This window comes from Paenibacillus glufosinatiresistens, assembly GCF_031470375.1.
GTDB classification, from domain to species: domain Bacteria; phylum Bacillota; class Bacilli; order Paenibacillales; family Paenibacillaceae; genus Paenibacillus_AQ; species Paenibacillus_AQ glufosinatiresistens.
Genome location: NZ_JAVFHT010000041.1, coordinates 1 through 1,766 on the forward strand (window position 1 = coordinate 1; position 1,766 = coordinate 1,766).

1 protein-coding gene is annotated in these 1,766 nt (G+C 52.3%); it reads right to left on the minus strand.

The annotated features are described in order from the left end of the window. Positions 1–85: 85 nt before the first annotated feature. Positions 86–1,645, minus strand: a complete 1,560-nt coding sequence (locus RBI05_RS19200) for an IS1182 family transposase (protein WP_310552212.1) — start codon at positions 1,643–1,645, stop codon at positions 86–88. Positions 1,646–1,766 lie beyond the last annotated feature (121 nt).

Here is a 1,766-nt window from a genome sequence, read left to right on the forward strand (position 1 = left end):
AAAAACAGGCTGTCCCAAAAGCTAAATATGGGAATACCCCAGCACCAAAATAAGCGCCTATTTCAAAAACAAGGAGCTAAGCGGTCTATTCTCGCTTAGCTCCTTTGCTGTTCGCGTCCACGGCTGCCTTTTTCAGCAGATTGTGGGCAAGCGAAAGCCACCCGACCTCCAGGCTAACTTTGCCTAAGCCTCGAAGTAGGAACCGCTTAAACCCTCGGTTGTTCTTGATGGCGCCAAATACCGGTTCCGGCTCTATCATCCGCTTGACGGCTAGCGCGTACCCTTCTTTACTACGGAGCTTTTGCCTGGTCTGCTCCTTAAACCGCAGATACTTCAGGCTGACTTTGATTTCCCGATTTCCTTCGGCCTTGGTGCATTGCGGTTTTAACGGGCACGCCTCGCAGCTGGTGCTGCGGTAATGCCGATGTTCGATTTCATACCCGCTTTCCGTCTTTTCCTTGCTCACTCGCCGGAAATGAAGCGTTTGCCCGTTCGCACAGGTCCATGTATCTTCTTCGCTGTTATAAGTCCAGTTGTCGATCTTGCTGATATCTCCTTGCCAGGCTTTCGTCTTCTCCCGGTGATACGTGCCGTATTTGACGACGGCTCGAATCTCATTCTGCTCCAAATAGTCGTAATTTTCTTCCCCGCCATAGCCGGCGTCAGCGATGACCGTTTGGGGCCGTTTGCCGAGTTGCTCCTTGATTTTCTCCAGATGTGGGATGAGGCAGCGCGTATCCGTCGGCCGCTGATGGACGCTGTAGCCCAGAATGAACTGATTTTCGGTCCCGATCTGCACATTGTAACCCGGCTTCAGCTGGCCGTTTCGCATGTGGTCTTCTTTCATACGCATGAAGGTGGCGTCAGGGTCGGTTTTGCTGTAGCTGTTCCTTGTGTCTAAAATCTCTTCATGCGCCTCGTACTTCTGGAGACGTGGGAGCAGGTCCTTGCGGAGTGTACGCACCGCCTTTTTAAGCGGCTTGTCTTTAGGCTTCTCCTGCAAGCGCTCTTCCAGCTCTTTGACGGCTTGCTCCAGCTTTTCGCCCGTTAGCGCTGAAGCCTCGCCCAGCTCGGGAAGATCCCGGCCGCTATGGATGCGCTCTTCTTGCTTCTCGGCTTCTTCAATGGTGGCGAACAAGGTTTTTACCTTCTCCTGCAGCTTGGCCTTGTGCTTGACGACGGCCTTGCCCCACACAAACGTATACCGGTTGGCATTCGCTTCGATCTTGGTGCCGTCCACAAAATAATGCTCCAGCCGTATGTATTTCTCCTCGGCCAGAAATTGAAGAACCGTCGTGAATACCTTCTCCAGCACGTCTTTCATGCGCTCGGAGCGGAAGCGGTTGAGGGTGCGAAAGTCGGGGCGCTGCCTGCCGGATATCCACATGAACATGATATTTTCCCGGACGGCTTTGGCAATCTGGCGAGAGGAGTAGATGCGCTGGGTGTAGGCGTAGAGGATGACTTTGGTGAGCATCTTGGGGTGGTAGCTGTCTCGTCCACCTCCAGGGTAAGCCGCGTCGAAAATGGCGTCGTCCAGACGATTAACCGCAGCGTTGACAATGCGAACGAGGTGATTCTCCGGAATATCCTCTTCCAAATCCATTGGCAAGCAAAGTTGATCCATGGTATATTGAATGTACAAAGAAACCGTCTCCTTTGGCTAATGGTGGGTCGCACTTCCATTTTACCAAGGAACGGTTTCTTTTTGTTTAGAAAATGAAGAGGATGCTCCGTCATTTTAATGACTTTTGGGACACCCTCTT